Source organism: Streptomyces sp. 3330 (assembly GCF_031456635.1).
Taxonomy (GTDB): domain Bacteria; phylum Actinomycetota; class Actinomycetes; order Streptomycetales; family Streptomycetaceae; genus Streptomyces.
Map to the genome: position 1 here is coordinate 67073 of NZ_JAVDVA010000004.1, position 15276 is coordinate 82348.

The window sequence follows — 15276 nt, forward strand, 5'->3', positions numbered from 1 at the left end:
AATCACCATGACCACTGACGTCACGATCATCGGCGCCGGCCTCGGCGGACTCGTCCTGGCCCGTGTCCTGCACGTCCACGGCATCACGGCCGCGGTCTACGAGGCGGAGGCCTCGCCGACGGCCCGCGCCCAGGGCGGGATGCTCGACATCCACGACCACGACGGCCAGCCCGCTCTCCGGGCGGCGGGCCTGTACGACGAGTTCCGCGCTCTCGTGCTGGAGGGCCGCCAGGCGCTGCGGATCCTCGACCGGGACGGGACGGTCCTGTTCGAGGAAGCCGACGACGGCACGGGCGGACGCCCGGAGGTGCAGCGCGGCGAGCTGCGGCGGCTGCTGCTCGACTCGCTCCCGGCGGGCACCGTGCGGTGGGGCCGCAAGGCCGTCGGCGCCCGGGGCCTCGGCGACGGCCGCCATGAGGTGTCCTTCGCCGACGGCGCCACCGTCACCACGAACCTGCTGGTCGGCGCGGACGGCGCGTGGTCACGCGTCCGGCCGCTGCTCTCCGCCGCCGTGCCCGAGTACACCGGTACGACGTACGTCGAGACCTACCTGTTCGACGGCGGCACCCGGCACCCCGCCGCCGCGAAGGCGGTCGGCGGCGGGTCGCTGCTCGCGCTCGCCCCGGGCAAGGCGATCCAGGCGCACCGGGAGGAGGGCGACACCCTGCACACCTATGTGGCGCTCACCGTGCCGCAGGACCGGTTCGCCGCCGTCGACCTCACCGACGCCGCCGGGGCCCGCGCGCGGATCGCGGAGGAGTTCGACGGCTGGGCGCCGGAGCTCACCGCGCTGATCACCGACGCCGACACCGGACCCGTCCTGCGCCCCCTCTTCACGCTGCCGGTCGGGCACCGGTGGGACCGGGTCCCGGGGGTGACCCTGCTCGGCGACGCCGCCCACCTCTCGGTCCCGAACGGCGAGGGCGCCAACCTGGCCATGTACGACGGCGCCGAACTCGGCAGGGTCCTCGCCGCGTACCCCGGGGACATGGAGGCCGCGCTCACCGCGTACGAGCGGGACATGTTCCCCCGCGGCGCCCGAGCCGCCGCCGACGGCACCCGGCTGCACGAGCTGATGTTCGGCGCGGACGCGCCCCATGGTCTGCTCACCGCGTTCGGCGGGGACGACCGGACCCCGTGACCCGTGGTCCGTGGAACGGCCACCGGGACTCACCGGGGCCGTTCCGCGGACGTCCCCTCACGCCTGTCCGCGTGTCACCTGGGAGTGCCGCGACAACGAGTCGATGACCACCGCGGCGAAGAGCACCCCGCCCGTGATGACGAACTGCACGGCCGGGGGAGTGTCCGTGATCGCCATGCCGGAGGCGATCGACTGGATGACCAGCATGCCGAGCACGGCCGACCAGGTCGTGCCCCGCCCGCCGAACAGGCTGGTGCCGCCGATGACGGCCGCCGCGATGGCGTTGACCAGCAGCACACCCGACCCCGAGCTCTGGCTCACCGAGGTGATGCGTGAGGCCAGGAACAGGCCCCCGACGGCGGCCATGGTGCCCGAGGCGGCGAGCACCGCGGTCTGCACCCACGTCACGTGGAGGCTGGCGCGGCGGGCCGCCTCGACGCTGCCGCCGAGCGCGTAGACCTGCCGTCCGTAGCGGGTGCGGCGGAGCAGCACGTCGAGACCGGCCACCACCACGAGGAAGATCAGCAGCGCGAGCGGCAGCCCCTGGAAGCGGTTGAGCAGGTACGCGACGCCGAAGGCGACCACCGCGACCGCTGCGGTGCGCAGCACGATGGCGCGCAGCGAGCGGTGCGGCATGCCGTTGGCCCGGCGGCGGCGCCGGTCGCGGTCGGAGACGAGGAAGACCGCGGCCGCGGCGACCGCCGCCAGGCCGTAGGCGACGGCGTCGTCGGTGAAGTAGTAGCTGGTCAGCTTGGCGACCAGTCCGTTCTCGTCGAGGTTGACGGTTCCGCTGTCCCCGAGGACGGACAGCATCAGGCCGTTCCAGGTGAGCAGTCCGGCGAGTGTGATCACGAAGGCCGGCACCCGGGTTCTGGCGATGGAGTAGCCCTGGACGGTTCCCGCCGCGGTGCCCGCCAGCACCGCGACGACGAGCGCGAGCCACTCCGGCACCCCGTTGTTCACGTTCAGCACGGCGAAGACGGCCGCCGCCAGCCCGCTGATCGAGCCGACGGACAGATCGAGCTCGCCGAGCAGCAGCACGAAGACGATGCCGACCGCGATCATCCCGGTGCCCACGATGTCCACGCTGAGGTTGGACAGGTTGCGGGGCGAGAGGAAGTTCTCGTTGAGGGACTGGAAGGTGATCCAGACGACGGCGAGGACGAGGACGACGGGCAGCGAACCCAGCTCGCCGGCGCTCATCCTGCGCCGGACGACCGCCGGCCCGCTGCGCACGGCACGGGCGACGGCCCGGGCCCGGGTCACCACCTCGCCTCCCGCACGCCCGGGCGGCCGGGCAGGTCTCTCCCGGCGCGCGCGGCAGGCTCGGACGGGTCGCCCCCGAGAAGGGCGGCGGCCCGCCCGGAGCGGATCTCCGGCACGGAAACCATCTCCTTCCCAGGGCGTCGGGTCCGGCGGCGTCGGGTCGACGCGTGCGGTGTCCGCTCGATGCGGTCAGGTCGGTCGGGTCGGTCGGGTCGGTCGGGTCGGTCAGGTCAGGCCGGCCCGGTCGCAGGCGGCCCGGAGCCGGGGCGTGCAGATCTGCCCGACGGTGTGCAGGCCGTCCTTGACCACCGTGTCCTCGATGTTGTCGGCGGTCACCGACACCGGGGTGAGCAGCACGGCGGCGACCGCTTCGCCGCCCCGCGTCGGCACCTGCTGCGTGGCGACCTGCCCCAGACTCTGCCCGCGGGCCGCGGCGACCGCCATCGCGCCACCGGCGGCGGCCTCGGGTCCGAACGGTTTGAAGACGGTCATGTACTGGTCGCCACCGACGATGCGCCGCAGGGCCGAGAGCTCCGCGTCCTGCCCGGTGACCGGGGGCAGCGGGTCGACCTTGTTCGCCTTGAGGGCGGAGATGCTCCCGGCGGCGAGCCCGTCGTTGGCCGCGTAGACCCCGTCGATGGACTCGACGCCGAGGGCCGCGATGGCCCCGGACATGTTCATGTGCGCGGCCTCCCTGCGCCATTGGAGGGTGTCGTACGCCTTGCCGATCTTGACCTTCCCGGCCAGCACGGACCGGGCGCCCTCCTCGAACGACTTCGTGTTCGGGTCACTGGGATCGCCGTTCATCATGACGATCTGGGCGCCGGGCACCTTGTCGCCCATCGCCTCCAGCAGGGCCCGGCCCTGCAGCCTGCCGACCTCCTTCCCGTCGAAGGAGACGTAACCCGAGATGGGGCCCTCGGAGAGCCGGTCGTAGGCGACGACGGGGACGTCCGCCTTCTGGGCCTTGGTGACCACGGGACCGAGCGACCGGGCGTCCACGGCCACGAGCACGATGGCGTCGACCCCCTTGGTGATCATCGAGTCCATCTGTTCCTGCTGGAGGGCCACATCGCCCTTGGCGTTGGCGTGCTCGACGGCGCAGGTGGAGCACAGTTCCCGGATCCTCTTCTCCAGCAGCGGCCGGTCCTGCGTCTCCCAGCGGGGTGTGGTGACGTCCGGCAGCAGCAGGCCGATGCGCGGCCCGTCCCCCGCGGTGGGCTCGTCGCCGGTGCTCGCCCCGCAGGCCGCGAGGACGACGGCGGCGCAGACGGCGGTCACCGCGGCGGCCGTGTCCCTGATGCAGGCCTTCATGAGTGATACCCGCCGTAGACGACAATAGGGTGGACAGCTGCGGATATGTTCGGTTGATCCGTATATGCGATTCTGGTGGGTGGGTGCCCTGATCTCAACCTGTCGGCACCTGCGGCAGGATGGGAGGTACGTTGCGGACATGCCTCGACCGGGCCCTGACCTTCGCCGGAGCGACACTGGCAGCGGTCTACGCGCCGGGGGCCGGCACACGCGAGCTTCGGCTGGTGGACACGTCCGGAAGCGTCTCGTCCGGACCGGCGCCGCCGGAGCGCCTGCCCCTGTCCGGTGACTCGCCCGCGGCCCGCGCCTTCCGCACCGACCACCCCCTGTGGCTGACCGCCGAGACCCCGCTCGGCGCGCTGCCCCTCGGGGTACGGGGCAGCCGGCTGGGCTGCCTCCTCGTCCTGGGGGCCGCGGACGGCTTCGAGGCCGAGCAGCGCCGCTTCCTGGAGCGGTACGCCGACGCCGTCGCCGCGCTCCTGCGGCCGGGCGCGGACCCGCCCACCCCGACGCCGCTGCTGGCGCCCGCGCTGCGGAGCCTGCGCGTCGGCTCCTTCGTCCTCTCCCCGGACACCGGCCTGATCGAGGCCGACGACACCCTGCTCGACCTGGTCGGCATCACACCGGACGACTTCGACGGCAAGGTCGACACCCTGCTCGCGCACGCCCTCCCGGAGGACATGCACGCCCTGATGTCGGTCCTCGAGCCGACCACCGACGCCTTCGGCCGCCGGGACCTGGAGTTCCGGGTCCGCGGCCCCACCGGCGAGATGCGCTGGCTGAGCCTGAGCTGCCGGGCGGAACCGGGCGCCGGCGACGGGCCGCAACAGGTCCTGGGCGTGGTGACGGCGACCCCGGTGCTGCGCCGCGGCAGCGACGACGTCTCCCGCATCCAGTGGCTGACGGCCGCCCTCGACGACGCGGCGACGGTCCGTGACGTCGGCCGGGTGGTCGTCGCCGCCCTGCGCGAGCCGCTGGGCGCCGACCACGTGGCCCTCGCCGCGCTCCAGGACGACCGGGTCATGGTCACCGCCCTCGACCCGCCCCAGCCGTCCGCCTGGCCGGACGTGTGGCGCACCGAGTGGCGCACGGAGTGGCCCGACGCGCCGCTGCGCGCCCTGCCCACCCTCCAGGCGGCCCTGCGCGACGGGCGGATGGACCTCTGGCCCGCCGGCACCGCGCTCGAAGCCGGGCTGGCCGGGATCGGCGCCGGCGGACTGGCCGTCCTGCCGCTGCCGGCCAAGGGCCAGGTCGCCGGGGTGTGCCTGGTCGGCTGGGACCGGCCGCACGAGTTCGTGCCCGAGGAACGGTCCCTGCTCACCGCCACCGCCTCCCTGGTCGGCCAGGCCCTCAAGCGGGCCCACGCGCACGACGCCGAGCAGGAGCTCGCGACGATGCTCCAGCGCAGCCTGCTGCCCCGGCGGCTGCCCGAACTGCCCGGCGCGACCGCCGTCGCCCGCTATCTGCCCGCCCGGCGCGGGCTGCAGGTGGGCGGCGACTGGTACGACGTCATCGCCCTCTCCGAGGACCGGGTGGCCCTGGTCATCGGAGACGTCCAGGGGCACAGCGCGGGAGCCGCGACGATCATGGGCCAGATGCGCACGGCCGTCCGGGCCTACGCCATCGAGGGACACCCGCCCGACGTGGTCGTCTCGCACGCCAACCGGCTGCTCGTCGGCATGGAGACCGACCTGTTCGCCACCTGCTGCTACGCCGAACTCGACCTGGAGGAGGGCAACGTCCTCTTCGTCCGGGCCGGGCACCTCGCCCCCTTGCTGCGCCTTCCCGACGGCGCCACCGAAGAGGTCGAGGTGGCGGGCGGGCCCCCGCTCGGCGTCCTGGCGGAGGCGGACTTCCCCATGACGGCCGTCGAACTGGCCCCCGGCACGATCCTCGCCCTGGTCACCGACGGTCTGGTCGAGGCCGCCGACCTGCCCCTGGACGAGGGCATGCGCCGCACGCGCGTCGCGCTCGCCGCGGCCGACCCCGCCCACCCGGGGAAGATGGCCGACGAACTCCTCGGCGACGGCGGCCGCCGCGAGGACGACGTGGCGCTGCTGCTGCTGCGCTACGACGGCATGGAGACCCGGCCGATCCGGGCCGGGTGGATGGTGTGGCGGCTGCCCGACGCGGTCATGCACGCCCGCCGCTTCACCGCGCGCACCCTGCGCCGCTGGAAGGTCCCGGAGGCGGCCGACGCGGTGCTGCTGGTCGTCTCCGAACTCGTCACCAACGCCCTGGTGCACACCCAGGGGCCGGTCCGTCTCGACCTGGTCCTGCGCGGGGACCGGGTGCGCGTGTCCGTGAGCGACTCCTCCCCGCGCGCCCCCGCCAAACCGGTCATCGTCGACTGGGAGGCGACCGGCGGCCGGGGCCTGCTGCTGGTCGAGGCGATGTCGGACGCCTTCGGGTCGGTCCCGGTGGCCGGCGGCAAGCAGGTGTGGAGCGAGATCGCCGTGCCGGGGCGAGCGCCGTGAGGACGCGCCGCAAGGCCGTCGTCGCGGTGCTCGCCGCGGCGCTCCTGGCGATGCCCCTGGCCGCCTGCGGGGGAGACGAGAAGGCGGCCGGCGAGGGCTTCACCGTCGGCCTGCTGCTGCCGAGCCGCATGGTCCCGCGCTGGGAGCACGCGGACCGGCCGCTGATCGAGGCGCAGGTGAGGAAACTCTGCCCCGGCTGCCGGACGGAGTACGCCAACGCCGAGAACGACGTCACCCGGCAGCGCCAGCAGATGCTCTCCATGATCACCAAGGGGGCCAGGGTCCTGATCCTGGACGCCGCCGACACCCGGGCGATGCGCTCCTCCATCCAGGAGGCGGACCGGGCGGGCGTCCCGGTGGTCGCCTACGACCGCCTCGCCGAGGGACCGATCACCGGTTACGTCGGTTTCGACGGCCTCCAGGTCGGCAGACTCCAGGGCGAGGCGCTCCTCGAGGCCCTGGGGCGGAGCGCCGGGGACGACGTCGTCGTCCTGATGAACGGCGACCCGACCAGCCCGAACGCCGAGGCCTACCGGAAGGGCGCGCTGGACGTCCTCACCGGCCGCGTGCGGATCGCCCGGTCCTACAACACGGAGGGCTGGAGCACCCAGAACGCCCACGCCAACATGTCCGCCGCCATCGCGGCCCTCGGCCCGGACCGGATCGACGGAGTCCTCGCGGCCAACGACAGCATCGCCGCGGGCGTCGTCGCCGCGCTCAAGCGGGCCGGCGTCGGCGAACTGCCGCCGGTCACCGGCCAGGACGCCGACCTCGACGCCGTGCGCCGCGTCGTCAAGGGCGAGCAGTACATGACGGTGTACAAGCCGTTCAAGAAGGAGGCCGCCGCGGTCGCCGCCATGGCGGTCGCCGTCGGCCGGGGCGAGGATCCCCGGGACAGCGCCACCACGACCGTCGACAGCCCCACCACCCCGCGTATCCCTGCGGTGCTGCTCCAGCCGCGCCCGGTGCGGGCCCGCGACATCGAACGGACCCTGGTCGAGGGCGGCCTCTACACCACGGGCCAGATCTGCACCCGTGAACTCCTGGCGGCCTGCGCGAAGGCGGGACTCACCCGGTGAGCCGCCGGACGGCCGTCAGTGCTGGTACGGCTGCTGGTGCGGCTGCCCGTACGGCTGGCCGTGGCCGCCCGCGGCCTGCGCCGTCAGCTGCTCCGCCTGCTCCTTGGCCAGCTTCTGCTCGGCGCCGCAGAAGGTGCACTGCGTCGCGTACTTCGTCGAGATCGGGAACAGCGGCACGAAGAACAGCGTGAACTTCGTGACCTGCTTGCGCAGCGTGTGCGCGGCGGGGTTGCCGCAACGGCCGCACACGAGCGTCAGTATCGCCAGCTGGTAGAGGTATCCCTTGGTGCCGAAGATGATCACGCTGTGCTTCCTTCTGGGTGAGTGTCCGCCGGGTGGGCCGCCGCCGGGACGGCCGTCGGGACCGCTGTCCGCACCGCACAGTCTGCTGCATCGCCGGATCACCCGGGTGAGCGGCAGGCGGGTCGATGCCCTGGGCCGGGCGGGCGATCCCCCGGCCGTGACTGCGGCTCCCGCCGCCGGCCCGCCGCCATGGTCGTCTGGTCCGCCGCACGGCGGCGCTTCCGGCTTCCCCGCAAGGTAGGTTCCATGCCCCGAGTCCCCCGTTCGGCGGGCGTCACCGCCGCCGCCCTCGCCCTCGGCCTGATCGCCGCGGCTCCCGCGACCGGAGACGAGCCGGCTGTCTCCGCTCCGCGCGTCGTCGCCCACTTCGACCTCGCCGAGGGCCAGTCGCCGGAGAACATCGCGCTCGAACCCGACGGTTCCGCCGACCTGACGTTCTCCACCGCCCGGCGGGTCGCCAACGTCACCCGGCAGGGCCGCACACGGCTCCTCGCGACCCTGCCCGCCGTGGCGAACCCGCAGACACCCGTCGTCGGCAGGGCCGTCGTCCTCGGCATCGCCCGCGCGCAGGACGGCACCCTGTACGTCACCTACGCCACCAGCACCCGCGCGACCGGCATCTGGCGCATCCCGTCCGGCGGCGGCAAGCCCCGGCAGATCGCGCAGTTGCCGCCGAAAGGTTTCCCCAACGGCCTGGCCCTCGACGAGCGCCGGGGCGTGTTCTATGTCGCGGACTCGGTACTGGGCACCGTCTGGCGCGTGCCGCGCTCGGGCGGCGAGCCCACGGCCTGGGCCACGGGAGCCGCGCTGGAACCGCGCAGCGCGCCGCCCGCCGCCCGCGTCGGCGTCAACGGCCTGCGGATCCACCGCGACGCCGTGTGGGTGTCCAACACCAACGCCGGAACGCTGCTGCGCATCCCGGTGCGCGAGAGCGGCTGCGCCGGCGCGATCCAGACCCGGGCGACCGGCCTGTTCGCGATCGACGACTTCGCGTTCGTGGACCGGCACCGCGACACGGCTCTCGCCGCCATGACCGGCGGCAGCGAACTGGTCCAGGTGCGCCCGGACGGCACCCACCGGGTCGTCCTCGCCCGGAAGGACGGGCTGTCCAACCCGACCGCGGTGGCCGTGCGCGGCCGGACCGTCTACGTCCCCAGCGCGGCCTACTTCACCCGGGCCGACCCGAACCTGCTCCTGGCCCGCGTGAACCAGCGCGACCGCGGCTAGCCGTTCCGCGGCCCCGCACCGGAAGGCCGGTGCAGGGCCGCGGGGGGAGGGGCGGTGCCCGTCAGGCCGCCGGGTGCACCAGGCCGTACTCGTAGGCGAAGGCGACCGCCTGGACCCGGGCACGGGCTCCGATCTTGGCGAGGATGTGGCTGACGTGGGACTTCACGGTGGTCGGGGCGATGGACAGCCGGGCGGCGATCTCCGCGTTGGACCAGCCGGAGGCGACGGCGACGAGGACGTCGCGTTCCCGCTCGGTGAGGGTGCCGGGCCCGACCGGCCGCCCGCCCGGGCGCGGGGCGCCCTCGTGGCGGACGGTGTCGATGAGCGCCCGGGTCAGCCCGGGGGTGATGACGGAGTCCCCGGCGGCCACCACCCGGATCGCCGCGGTCAGTTCGCGGAGTGTGGCGTCCTTCGGGAGGAAGCCCCCGGCGCCCGCGCGCAGGGCGGCGTAGGCGTCCCCCTCCTGACCGGTCGAGGTCAGCACCAGGATCCGCGGCGGCGGTCCGCCCGGTCCGGGGATCGCGGCGAGGCGCGGCGGGTGCGCGATGCGGCGGATGGTGTCGATGCCGTTCGTCCCGGGGCGGTGACCGCCGAGCAGGACGACGTCGGGACGGAGCGCGGCGCTCATCCGCACCGCCTCGGTCCCGCTCGCCGTGTCGCCCACGACGGTCAGGTCGGGTTCGGCTGCCAGCAGCATGCGCAGGCCGGCACGTCGGAGGGACTGGTCGTCGACGACGAGTACGGAGGCCATGGCTGTGTTCTCCATGCGAGTGGGGGCGTACGCCTCTCATGAACGAAACTGTTTCGTTCACTTGGCATCCAGACTAGCCCGCGGGCCCATCGAAACGACAGCGTTTCCTTGTGGTGTGGGTCACACTCACGCGCGGAGGCGGCTCAGTTCATGGCGCGGAGAGGCCCGGCCCCGAGGAGCCGGCCCTCTCCGTGGGTGACGGGACGCCGTCGGCTACGCCCAGCAGCCGTTCACGGTGGCCGCCAGGCCGTCCATGGCGTCCTTGACGGCGCTCGGGTCGGCCGTGGAGTCGTTCTCGATGAAGGAGAAGACCTTCCACCCGCCGTCCTTGGCCCGGGTCAGACCGCTCAGGGCGATGGCTCCGGTGAGAGTGCCGGTCTTCGCGCGCACCTTGCCGACCGCGCACCGGGAGTTCACGTCGTCGAAGCGGCCCCATTCCGGACCGAGCGTGCTGCCGGCCTCGCCGGACACGGGCAGTCCTGCGAGAAGGGAACCCAGGGTGGGGGAGTGACGGGATTCCGTCAGCAGTTCGAGGATTTCCGCGAGCGTGGCGGCCGGAATGCGGTTGGCCCGGGAAAGGCCGCTTCCGTCGTGGATCTCGAAGTGGCCGAGGGAAACGCCGTACCGGACGTCCAGTACCTGGCGCACGACTTCCGTGCCGCCCTCGAAAGTGGCCGGGCGGCCCGCCCCGAGTGCGGTCATCCGCAGCAGGGTCTCGGCGATGTCGTTGTCGCTGACCTTGATCATCTTGTGGACGATCTCCGACAGCGGCGCCGACCGGTGCCGTGCCACCGGAACGTCGTCTCGGCTCGCCTCGGCGCGGGTGACGGCGCCGTCGACGGTGACCCCGGCCGCCGTGAGCTGCCGGGCGAAGGCCTGCCCGGCGTCGATCGAGGTGTCCTGGACCGCGTGCCCGTCGACGACCAGGGCGCGCACCGGCGCGACGGAGTCGGGGTAGTAGCCGGTGTTCCAGCCTTCGGCCATGGTCGGTTCGCCGAACAGGCTGTCGTCCACGGCGACCTTCACCGACGTCAGCCCCGCCGCCTTGAGACCCGCGACCGCGGATTTCGCCAGCTCGGCCAGGTCGGCGCCGGTCAGCGTACGGTCGCCGCCGCCGACCAGGGTGAGGGTGCCGTCGCGGTGGACGACCTGCGTGGTGAACGTGTGGTTCGGGCCGAGCACGGTCAGCGCGGCGGTCGCCGTGGCGAGCTTGGTGTTGGACGCCGGCATCAGCGCCGTCGCCCCGTTGTGGTCCCACAGGGTGCTGTCCGACGCCGAGTCGAGCACCACCCCGCTGACCTCGGACCCCAGGCGCTGGTCGAGGACCCGGCTCTCCAGGTTGGCGACCATCTGCCGGTCGTCCGCGTCGAGTGTCCGGCCCGCCGCGGTGCCCTTCGCCGTCGTGCCGGCGCCCTTCTCGGCGGCGAACGCCGGCGGCCCGGCCAGGGCCGCCGAGGTGACGGGCAGGGCCAGTGCGAGCACGATCGCCCGCCGGACGCCGGTACCGCTCTGCTTGGCCTTGCGGTGCCGGCGTCGGCCGCCCGGCACAAAGGAATGCACGGGTGTTCCCGCCGTTACGTCGTTCATGGAGTATCTCAAGGCTTTCGTGTGGGCCCCTGCGCGAGAGAATTCCGGCGCACCTTACCACCCGTCACATACGCCCCACAGAAAACACGGTGCCCGACTGACATTCCTTCAGCGGGTCGAAATACTCCGTCTTTTCACGTCGAATTCAGAGGCCGGACCCCAGGCTCTGCGTCGTGTAGGCGCACTCCGTGTAGACATAGCCCGACTCGAGCTTGGCCGTGTCCGAGGCGGGCGTGGCGAGGCTGTCGCCGTTCGGCTTGTGCAGGAAATACGTGGTGCCGACCGGCAGGCTGATGGTGCGCTGCGGGTAGTTCTTGCCGCTGTCGCTGCACGGTTCGAACGACGGGTTGATGGTGCTCCCGAAGGAGTACGCCTTGCAGCTCCCGCAGGCCTTGAGGGTGAAGCTGCCGGTGACCGGGCCCGTGAAGAGCACCGTGACGGCGTCGGGGCTGTCGTTCTGCACGGTGACCGAGATGCTGCCCCCGGTCCGGGTCGTCGGCAGCTTCTTGCCCGCGGCCGGCAGGGTCTGGGCGATCTCCGCCGCTATGGCGATCTTCTTCGCCAGCCCCGCGTTCTTCGCGGTCTTGTGGGCGGAGGCGTACTCCGTCATGGTCGTCTGCGCCGACTCGAAGTCGCCGTCCCGGTACTGGTCCACGCCACAGGTGTACGTGCCGGTGTCGGCGCTGGTCGTGGCGCGTCGGCTGTCCTTGTCGAGGGCGGCGCCGATGTCCGCCTGCCCGGACTGCAGGCCGTCGATCTGCGTGCCGAGCGTGCGCAGCCGCTGGACCGCGGAGCAGGGCTCGGCCCCGTGCAGGTCCTTCTCCGTGCGGACGACGGCGGCGGCCACGGCGGGTTCGACCTTCGCGGCCTGCTCCGACTCGGGGAAGGTGGCCAGCAGGTCCCCGTACTGCGTCGACCAGTTGGCCTCGCCCGCGGTGAGCGCCGCCGACGCGCACTCGTACAGCGAGGTGGCCAGCCGGTCGTCGGGCCAGGTCTTCAGTGCCCCGAGGTCCGTCCCGGGCAGGCTCTTCGGGACCGTGCGCAGGTACTTCAGCGGCTCCACCGCCTCGCAGTAGTCGCCCTGCGCGTACGCGGCTCCGACCGTCGTGTAGTACGTCTTCATCCGCGCGGGCACCCGCTCGGCGGCCCGCGAACCGGGGTGGTCGGACCTGAGGTCCGCGTAGACGCCGAGCGCCTCGCGGTAGTCGGCCCGGGCCGAGTCGAACGGCTTGTCGGCGGCGGCCTGCACCAGCTCGTCGGCCTCGTCGAGCCGGTCGAGCAGCATCTGCTGGGTCGCTTCGTCCCGTGCGCTGTCGTACAGCACGACACCCCCGGCCGGCACCGCCAGCAGGACCAGACCGAGGACGAGCGCGAGCGGCGCCTGGCGGAGCCCCGACAGCCGGTTGCGCAGGCCTATGCGGGCGCCGTCCGCCGCCACCGCGACGAGGAACAGGACGTACAGCACGAGGGCGAAGCCCGGGACGCCGTCCGGGTCGGCCGGCAGTGCCACGAACAGCAGGACGGCGGTGGCGATCCAGCACAGCGCCGTCAGGGCCCAGCGGCGCACCAGCGCGTAACCCAGGCCCAGTCCGCTGAGGTTGAGCACGGCGACCGCGACGGCCCGGACACCGTCCGCCGGGGCCGGCGGCGGGGCCGACGGCATGGGCGGAACGTAGAAGAAGGTGTTGTGGTCGGTGTCGTTGTATCTGCCGTACTGGTCCCCCGACATGGCGGCTCCCCCCGGTCAACTGCGTCCGCACGTCTACGATTTGTCAGTGTACGGGCGAAGCGGACGAGCCGACAGGGGCGTAGACGTCCCCGCGTACGTTCCCGGCCCGGTGCGGATCGGCCGACGACGGCAGGGGTGGCGGAAAGCGGGCCGGGCCGCCACAGGGGGGCATGTGTGGCGGCCGCGGCTTCGCTATCGCGTCAGGCATGGGTCAGGCCACACCTCCCACCGTCTTCTTGCGGCGCAGGGCGTAGATGCCGGTGCCGGCGACGGCCAGGACGCCGAGTCCGGCCGCGGTCGTCGAGGGGGTGGCGAGGCCGCCGCCGCCGGTGTGCATGCCGCCGCTGGGCTTGTCGTGCTCCTTGCTCCAGCCGCCGGACTCCTCTTCCTTCCCGCCGTTCCAGGAGTCCTTGCCGTGCTCGCCGCCGTTCTCGTCCTTGTCCTTGTACGTCTCGGGGTCGTACTTCGGGTCCTTCGCGCGGTCGCCGCCTTCGTTCACCGAGGCGAGGGCGCCGCCGCCGGTGTGCATGCCGCCGCTGGGCTTGCCGTGCTCCTCCTTGCCGTGCTCGTCCTTGCCGTGCTCCTTGCCGTACGAGGAGTCCTCTTCTTCCTTGCTGTACGAGGAGTCGTCCTCCTTGCCGTGCTCCTTGCCGTACGAGGAGCTGTCCTCCTTGCTGTACGAGGAGTCGTCGTGGTCCGTGTCACCGGCGTAGGCGCCGGGGGCGCCGATGGCGAGGGCGGCCGAGGCCGCCGCGGTGGCCAGGATCATGCGAGCAGAACGCATCTGATGGTCCTTCCGTCTCGGCCGGGCAGCCGACACTTCGTCAGCTGACACGACCCGGCCTGACGTGATCCACCGTCAGTCAGCCGGCGCCGCTCCACCACTCAAGGCGCTCACCCGGGTGAAACCGTCCGCCATCCCGGGGACCCCGCCCCGCCTACTCCACCTTCCGGCGGTGATCACTCCGACGGCGTAGCGGCGAAACGATTCGCGGGGTGAACGGGCCCCGTCGTCCGATCATCCCGGAGAGCCCGCCACGATCCTGGTGCAGGCCTTCGGTCCCTCGCCGGACCTGGGCTTTTCCCTCTGCTCATCCTCATTTCCGGCAAGGAGTCACGCTGTGCGTGTTCGTCGTTCGGTGCTCAGCACCCTCGGTTCCGTCGCTCTCGTCCTCACCTCTCTGGGCGCGCTGACGGCCGCCACCGCAGGCCCCGCGGCCGCGAACCCGTGCGGCTTCTACGAGACCGGTTCCGACGCCTTCTACCAGCACTGCACGTCGGACGGCTCACGCGTGGTCATCAAGGTGGAAGTGGCCTGGGCGGCCGACTACGAGCGGTGCGTCGGCCCCGGCACCTCGTGGCTGGGCTCCGCCGCCAAGATCCAGGGCGCGCACTACACGGGCCGCACCTGCTGACGGGCGGTCACTCACTCGATTCTCCCGGGGTCCGGGGCGCAGTCGTCCCGGACCCCGGGCGTCTGTCCGCAGGCTCGGTGCGGGCCCGTCCGGGTCACCCGCTCCGGTCGCCCGGGCCCGTCACACGGTCCGGGCGGTCGAGGACGGCCAGCAGCCGGCCGGCGAACTCCTTCGGGGACTCGACGGCTCCCAGGTGGCCGCCCGGGAATTCGACGAGCTCGGATCCCAGAAGCTCCGCGAGGCGCGCGGCCGGTCCGTACAGCGGGAGTTGGCGGCGGGAGTCGCGCCCGGCGGCCGGCACCAGTCGGTGCGCCACGGGCCGCAGCGCGGCGAGGTCGGGCACGGCCGAGGAGAACGGGCCGAGGACGCGGCCCAGGAAGACGGGCAGGTTGGTGTGCATCCGGACGGCCATCTCCCTGATCTCGGACGGCAGTTCCGTGGGCCGCGCGGGCGCCGGACGGTCCGATCCGTCGGCCAGTCCCTCGCCGAGCCGGGCCATGGCGGCTTCGGCGCCCTCGGCGCGGAAGGTCTCGCGCACCTCGGCGAAGAGCGCTCGATGCGGGGCGGGGTCCTCCAGCAGCTCCAGCAGCGGCGGTTCGTGCGCGACCACCCGGCGCAGCCGCCCCGGGTGCCGGGCGAGCAGGTCCACCGCGACGACGGCCCCGGAGCTGCAGCCCAGGACGGACGCCTCCTCGTCCGGGGAGAGCAGATCGAGCAAGCGGCGGGCGTCGTCGCTCCAGACCGACACCTGTTCGTCGGCGCGTGGGATGTCCGCGGGGCCGTCGAGAGGGCTGCGGGACAGGCCGCGCGGGTCGTACGAGACGACCGTGTGGTGGGCGGCCAGCTCCGGCGCCATGCCCGCGTACAGCCCGGCGTCCCCGGCGCCGCCGGGGATGAGCAGCAGGACCGGTCCGCTGCCGCGCGTCTCGTAGTGGAGGGTGGCGCCGGGCACTGCCAGGGTGCCGGTCCGGGGCTGGTTCATGGCTT

The 15276-nt window shown here is 73.1% G+C and carries 13 protein-coding genes; 5 read left to right on the forward strand and 8 right to left on the reverse strand.

Features of this window, described 5'->3' with window-relative positions; all coding sequences use genetic code 11:
* The first annotated feature begins 7 nt into the window (after window positions 1–7).
* Entirely contained in the window at window positions 8–1141 is a 1134-nt protein-coding gene (locus J2X68_RS08430) for an NAD(P)/FAD-dependent oxidoreductase (protein WP_310431829.1), read from the forward strand.
* Window positions 1142–1198: 57 nt separating this feature from the next.
* On the opposite strand, the gene J2X68_RS08435 is transcribed toward J2X68_RS08430, so the two are convergent.
* Both J2X68_RS08435 and J2X68_RS08440 read right to left on the reverse strand, forming a co-directional pair.
* On the reverse strand, window positions 1199–2344 hold the full coding sequence (locus J2X68_RS08435) for an ABC transporter permease subunit (protein ID WP_310432132.1): 1146 nt from the start codon (window positions 2342–2344) through the stop codon (window positions 1199–1201).
* Window positions 2345–2632: 288 nt separating this feature from the next.
* Complete coding sequence (locus J2X68_RS08440; RefSeq protein ID WP_310431830.1) at window positions 2633–3721, reverse strand: substrate-binding domain-containing protein; 1089 nt, start codon at window positions 3719–3721, stop codon at window positions 2633–2635.
* Window positions 3722–3840: 119 nt separating this feature from the next.
* Between J2X68_RS08440 and J2X68_RS08445 the strand changes: the two genes are divergently transcribed.
* Window positions 3841–6198, forward strand: coding sequence for a SpoIIE family protein phosphatase (locus tag J2X68_RS08445; RefSeq protein ID WP_310431831.1), 2358 nt, complete (start codon window positions 3841–3843; stop codon window positions 6196–6198).
* Window positions 6195–7277: a substrate-binding domain-containing protein gene (locus tag J2X68_RS08450; protein WP_310431832.1), complete on the forward strand. Its 1083-nt coding sequence runs from the start codon at window positions 6195–6197 to the stop codon at window positions 7275–7277. The genes J2X68_RS08445 and J2X68_RS08450 overlap by 4 nt, the downstream gene beginning before the upstream one ends.
* Before the next feature lie 15 nt (window positions 7278–7292).
* Here J2X68_RS08450 and J2X68_RS08455 read toward each other — a convergent pair whose 3' ends face one another.
* A complete protein-coding gene (locus J2X68_RS08455; RefSeq protein ID WP_310431833.1) occupies window positions 7293–7580 on the reverse strand; it encodes a zinc-ribbon domain-containing protein in 288 nt (95 codons plus the stop codon).
* Window positions 7581–7826: 246 nt separating this feature from the next.
* On the opposite strand from J2X68_RS08455, the gene J2X68_RS08460 reads away from it, so the two are divergent.
* Window positions 7827–8807 (forward strand): hypothetical protein, encoded by a 981-nt coding sequence (locus J2X68_RS08460; protein WP_310431834.1) that lies wholly within the window; start codon window positions 7827–7829, stop codon window positions 8805–8807.
* Between the two features lie 61 nt (window positions 8808–8868).
* Here the strand turns inward: J2X68_RS08460 and J2X68_RS08465 are convergent, their stop codons facing one another.
* The 4 genes from J2X68_RS08465 to J2X68_RS08480 all read right to left on the reverse strand — a co-directional run bounded on the left by J2X68_RS08465 (window position 8869) and on the right by J2X68_RS08480 (window position 13658).
* Window positions 8869–9558 (reverse strand): response regulator transcription factor, encoded by a 690-nt coding sequence (locus tag J2X68_RS08465; protein ID WP_310431835.1) that lies wholly within the window; start codon window positions 9556–9558, stop codon window positions 8869–8871.
* A gap of 213 nt (window positions 9559–9771) precedes the next feature.
* Window positions 9772–11145, reverse strand: coding sequence for a D-alanyl-D-alanine carboxypeptidase/D-alanyl-D-alanine-endopeptidase (dacB, locus tag J2X68_RS08470; RefSeq protein WP_310431836.1), 1374 nt, complete (start codon window positions 11143–11145; stop codon window positions 9772–9774).
* A 145-nt stretch (window positions 11146–11290) separates the two neighbouring features.
* Complete coding sequence (locus J2X68_RS08475; protein ID WP_310431837.1) at window positions 11291–12874, reverse strand: hypothetical protein; 1584 nt, start codon at window positions 12872–12874, stop codon at window positions 11291–11293.
* Window positions 12875–13085: 211 nt separating this feature from the next.
* Complete coding sequence (locus tag J2X68_RS08480; RefSeq protein WP_310431838.1) at window positions 13086–13658, reverse strand: hypothetical protein; 573 nt, start codon at window positions 13656–13658, stop codon at window positions 13086–13088.
* A gap of 337 nt (window positions 13659–13995) precedes the next feature.
* Between J2X68_RS08480 and J2X68_RS08485 the strand changes: the two genes are divergently transcribed.
* Complete coding sequence (locus J2X68_RS08485; protein WP_310431839.1) at window positions 13996–14289, forward strand: DUF6355 family natural product biosynthesis protein; 294 nt, start codon at window positions 13996–13998, stop codon at window positions 14287–14289.
* A 94-nt stretch (window positions 14290–14383) separates the two neighbouring features.
* Here the strand turns inward: J2X68_RS08485 and J2X68_RS08490 are convergent, their stop codons facing one another.
* A complete protein-coding gene (locus tag J2X68_RS08490; RefSeq protein WP_310431840.1) occupies window positions 14384–15271 on the reverse strand; it encodes an alpha/beta hydrolase in 888 nt (295 codons plus the stop codon).
* Between the last annotated feature and the right edge of the window lie 5 nt (window positions 15272–15276).